Origin of the sequence: Microcystis sp. T1-4 (assembly GCF_000297435.1) — a bacterium.
Classification (GTDB): Bacteria; Cyanobacteriota; Cyanobacteriia; order Cyanobacteriales; family Microcystaceae; genus Microcystis.
This window is the reverse complement of sequence record NZ_CAIP01000418.1, coordinates 1-5183: the sequence shown is the minus strand read 5'-3', so window position 1 is coordinate 5183 and position 5183 is coordinate 1. Positions and strand designations below refer to the sequence as shown.

At 38.2% G+C, this 5183-nt stretch carries 3 protein-coding genes; 1 reads left to right on the top strand and 2 read right to left on the bottom strand.

The genetic code is table 11. The annotated features are described in order from the left end of the window. Positions 1 to 1512 precede the first annotated feature (1512 nt). Positions 1513 to 2838 (bottom strand): hypothetical protein, encoded by a 1326-nt coding sequence (locus MICAI_RS20420; RefSeq protein WP_232306244.1) that lies wholly within the window; start codon positions 2836 to 2838, stop codon positions 1513 to 1515. Between the two features lie 374 nt (positions 2839 to 3212). Further along, entirely contained in the window at positions 3213 to 4136 is a 924-nt protein-coding gene (locus MICAI_RS20415) for a glycosyltransferase family 2 protein (RefSeq protein WP_008206611.1), read from the bottom strand. Between the two features lie 222 nt (positions 4137 to 4358). On the opposite strand from MICAI_RS20415, the gene MICAI_RS20410 reads away from it, so the two are divergent. Beyond that, complete coding sequence (locus MICAI_RS20410; protein WP_008206608.1) at positions 4359 to 5051, top strand: hypothetical protein; 693 nt, start codon at positions 4359 to 4361, stop codon at positions 5049 to 5051. Positions 5052 to 5183: the final 132 nt, after the last annotated feature.

Below are 5183 nucleotides of genomic sequence, written 5' to 3'. Positions count from 1 at the left end.
GGGAGAAAAGAAATTAGCATGATGTTTTTTAGATTGGGATCAAAGGTTAAGATTCTCTAAAACAAAGTGCGATTTTGACAAGTAATATCCACTATAAATAAGGACAATCCTAACTGTTTCGCCTGTAATCTGGCACTCCTTCTACAGCCTTTATCGTCAAGGTGAAGCACAATCTGAGAAACCCTGTAATAGCTATTTCAGTCATTTATTTGATTGGCTTTTACTTCAACAGATATCATAGCATCTAGCCCACATTCCGCACCCTCAACTGTCACATAAGCTGTCCCCCTCCAGAGACTTGAGTAAAAATACTTAAGTAGGTAGGCGTTAAAAATTATCAGACACCCCCGTTATCAAGGGTAGGGTTGATTCATGAATCAACCCTACCTTATCAAGGGGGACAGGAGGGATCGAACCTAAAATCCATTTTTAATTTAATTATAACCAGCTACTTAGCTGGTGAAGATTTTCTCGGTGGTCGCTAGGGGGGTCTTGAGACCCCTAATTATGAAAAAATAGGAATTGTTGGAAAACTGAGGCGAGTGGACTGGGAGCAAGTCAGTTTTGCAGAAGAGTGCGCTGGAGACCGGTAGAAGAATCGAGTAAAATAGGGATATATCAAAGGAGTAAACGGTCAATGAACCCAGAAAACCAGAAAAAACTCCAAGAATACGCCCGATGAATCGCCGAAATTCTCTATCAAGAGGCCGCTCCCGAAGACTTAGGCAGTTTAGGGGATATAGAAAGGCACTTGGCGATTTTTGTCAATTGTTTTTGCTCTAGAGCGAACTAATCAATTAAGTCCCTTGCCAGATAAGAATTTAGTCGATTTATGCGACCGAATCGAACCATACCAAGTAACGAAGAACCGTTATTTCTTACTCTATGGTGATAATTAAAAAAGAATACTAGAACAAAAGTAAGCAGAGGTACTAGAGGGATGAGAAACAAAAAGGAAGGTCGAGTTTGATAGGTTAGGAATAAGCTCAACGACAGAGCAGTTAGAAGAAAATAGTTATAGGTTTGTTTAACAAACATGAAGATAAAAGCTATGGTTAGGATAGCCATAGATACCTATAAAATCTCTGGCAATTGCGCCGGAACAAATCTCCAAAGAATTTGGGTATGTAGCAGAGGCAAAGCAGTGACAAGTGCTTGAATTTTGGAAAAGTTTGCTATCCTTAGACCTCTAAAAAAAACAAATACCGCTAAGGCATACACAACAAACTGAGCAGCTGGTAGAAGATGAAAATCTGGTGAGATTACTTTAACTAAATTGAGAAATAGTGGATAAAAAAAGGTTCTTTCTTGAGAAACTATATCGCTCAGAGAATTAAAACTAAAATTGACATAACTAAGTGAATCATTTCCCGTGTGTAGGTTGAAACGATCTTTAAATTGAAAGTATAAAAATACAGAAACTGCGTAAACTCAATAGATCAGAGAAGGATTTCTAATTATTTTTATTACCTTACTTTTCATGGTTCATATCCATTTATTTGATAAATTAAACTACTTTGCAGAAATTAATTTGTTTTTCTCCATCCTTTTCCAGAATAAATTAACAACAACAAAAATGTTTAGTAGGGAAAAGGCGGAAAATAAAGGCATACCCGGGAAAGAATAGCGCATATGCACCAACAGTAAGCTCGCATCTACCAAAGAATATAAAAGCAAGCGAAGAAAATTAATCACAATAATAAACAGGATAATAAATACATAATTAGATAACAAGGGCGATTTAGGCTTACTAGGAAAATAGTAGATCAGTAAAAATGCTATAGAAACCATCCCTACAGTATTGATGATATAAATAGCTCTAGTTATCAATTTAACTAACAGTAATCTTATTCTACTTGGCCGCTCCTTTCCCGTCCAAGCTGCACGACGATTAGCTACCTTATCAAAGAGGGTAATACTTGCCTTCGGGTTGTCCACAACAAAAATTTTTTCTACTTCTGAAAAGGGAGGATAGAGAAATTTAGTGAGAACTTTTACGGAAGAGTCTTTAAGGTGAGGCAACCAAATCCCAAAATTAGGATCTATATAGCTAAAGCCAAAAGCTTTTGTTGGTAAAAGACGATTACGAAAAGCAGTTTTTAACTCTTCATTAATTTCGGTAAATTTTTGATAAACTTGCCGAGTAGTTACCGACCTAGGGTTAACAGGGTTGATACTATCACGCACAGCATCTGCTAACAGCCAAACTGTAAATTTACCGCGAATTTCTTCTTTGGGAAGGAAAGGTTCTAGGGTTTTAAAGGTGGGACTAACTTGATAAGCTGCTTCTAACTGTGCTGGATTAATAGGAACCTGTCTGACTGGAGTACCAGCATCTATTTTCATTAATCCTGTGTACATACCCTTAAAACTAGGTGCATTCCACAAACTTACCCCCGGCACACCAAGGAAAATTGAGTTAAGTGAGACTATGGCAAAATTTACTATAATGAAGATTAAGAGAGGTAAAAATACTAAAAAACAAGACTGTTGGATTTTTTCTCTTAATTTCCACTGAGGCTTGGTTAAAAAGATAATTGGAATTAAACTTAACATATAGATGTATTCAATTCCTTTTTCTGGTCGAGTAATGCCGATAAATCCGAGGGTTAATCCAGCTAAACAGGAATAAATGATTTTTTCTGATATTTTTTTCTTAAACAACAAAAATAAGATCAACGCAATCAATATATTAAACAATGAAACCGTTATTGCTTCGCTTCTCGCATCATTAAAAAATCTGAAAGTCAGAGGATAGAAAATTAGCAAAGAAAAAACTAAAACACAGACAATTTTCGGTACTTTTAGTGAGCGAATAGAATAAATCAATAAAAACACTGAAAAAATGTAAAATAGTTCGTGGAATATTCGCAGGGGTATCCCCGTAAAACTAACTAGCCAAACAAATAAGGAATAACCTGGGGGATGGCCTAAATTTAAGATGCCAATTCCATCGGAAAACCAAACCGCTCTTTCCGCACGACTTAGATAATTCTGGGGATCACTGGGATAGGCCACTATTTCACTGGTTCTGGTTAAGAATAGTTTAATTAAACAAATTAAAGTCAAAATAATTGGGAAAATTTTCGACACGACTTGACACTTAATCTCTACTATACCTTTACTTATCATAGTTTTTATACTTAACCAATAGTTCATTTAATACCTCTCCAAATTGTCACAAAAAATGCTGATTATACCGATATTTCTTATCAAGTTCGTTTATCAATCATGTCTGCTAAAAGAGCAAACATTCCTGTTTGGGTTGCAGCTATTAATAGCAGGAGAGTTCTTTCTGTGAGATCTTCATGAACAAAAATATCTTGAATTAGGGTAAATAAAAACCCAAGAAAGAAAAACCCAGCAATGGGAAGAAAAACCCGGAGAGGGGCAAAATACATTCCCACCCGGAGGATTAACTGGACAAAGCGCAAAGTATCCCGGATAGGCTTAATTTTACTGTTGCCCTGGCGAGCAAAATAGTCAATCGGTTCATAATGGACTAAATAACCATTAGTCAACATGGCGAGGGTAATCGTAGTGGTAAAACTAAAAGTATCGGGTAAGATATTAAAAAATCTTTCGACCACGCTCTTACGAAAAACCCGTAAGCCACTATTAAGATCCGGAATGCGACTATTGCTAATCCATTCGGCAAAACGGACAAGAAACCACTTAGGAATTTTGCGAATTGTTGGATAACTGACATTCGCACCAGTGCGCGCCCCGACCACCATATCGGCATTCTCTAGCAGGGCAACTAATTGGGGAATTCTTTCGTTAGGATAGGTTCCATCCCCATCCGTAATCACGATTGCCCCATATTTAGCCTGTCTAATTCCCGTTTTCAGTGCCGCACCATAGCCACGATTTCTGGGATGTTCGATTACCCTAAATGTCATCAATTCCTGAAGTTCTCGCAGGATTTCACCCGTTCGATCCTTAGAACCATCATTAACCACCACAATCTCATAGGTACAATTAGAGAGTTTTAGTTGTTCTTGGAGAAGTTCTAAAGTCGGAGTAATACCCTTTTCCTCATTATAGACGGGAATGACAATAGAAAAAGCGGCATTGTTCTCCTTTCTTGCTGAACTTGACGATAATTGACTCTCCAATTTTACACTGCTTTCCATTATTTCCAGGTGGATTGTTATTGGTTGAACCTCTGATTATGATTGGTTTTTTCAGAGATAGCCTCGTCGGGGTTAACCATAACCATATTTAGTCAATGGCTATAGGCGAGCAAGGTTAAGAAAATTTTTTCCTCAACCGCACGAACTTTTTGTCCCTAGTTAGTATATAAGTGTATATTGAACAGTTGTCAAGTCTTTCAGAAAAAATTAAGGAATAGATTCATGGTAGAAAAATTAGGCATCGATTATTTTGGCAAAAACCGCCCTCTGGCAAAACTTCACGGCAAGACCACCCTGCAAATGCGCCGCAAAATGTATGATTTTTTAGAGAATGCAGTGGATGGTGTGAGGGGAAAAAAATTTTTAGACCATGGTTCTACACCGGAAACCACCAGACAAGCGAGTAATTGCTTGATTCGCTGGTTGTTGGAAGACGATGCTAGGGTTTATGCCTGCTCTCCCGAAGAAATTAGCCATTTAGCGGCAGTTTTTCCCGGATTAGTTGTCCTTGATTGGCCTCCCACACCTTCCCAAGTAGAGGGAATTGACTATATCATCTCATCTGCGGTTATCGAACACGTCGGCAATGAACAATCGCAGATTGAATACGTCAGCAGCCTGCTGCGATTATGTCCCCGCTTATTTATCACCACTCCTAATCGCTACCACTGGCTAGAATTTCATACGCGCTTGCCCCTCTTGCACTGGCTGCCGAGAAGTTGGCATCGCGCTGTCTTAAACTTAATTGGGATGAAGTTTTGGGCTAGGGAAAAAAATCTGCGCTTGCTTGCGGAAGATGAATTTGCCCGTATTATTGAACAAGCTGCCCGAATTAATGGTTTAAAAGTTACTCTCCACTGGTATAAGCCGAAATTTCTGGGCTTAGTGTCTAATCTCTGCGTTTTAGTTAACTAAGGCTGTCAGTCCTAAAACCACAAATCTATTCCTGGCCACAAACAGAAAATAAGTTATCAAAAAAAGACGAAAAGAAGGGACTTTTTCCGATAATACAGGGCAGAGTTAGACCTGCCCTTTGCTCTTCTTTAT

Excerpts from the sequence above, each read along its gene's own strand:
- MICAI_RS20415 (WP_008206611.1), bottom strand. The coding sequence starts at position 4,136 with ATGGAAAGCAGTGTAAAATTGGAGAGTCAATTATCGTCAAGTTCAGCA.
- MICAI_RS20410 (WP_008206608.1), top strand. The coding sequence starts at position 4,359 with ATGGTAGAAAAATTAGGCATCGATTATTTTGGCAAAAACCGCCCTCTG.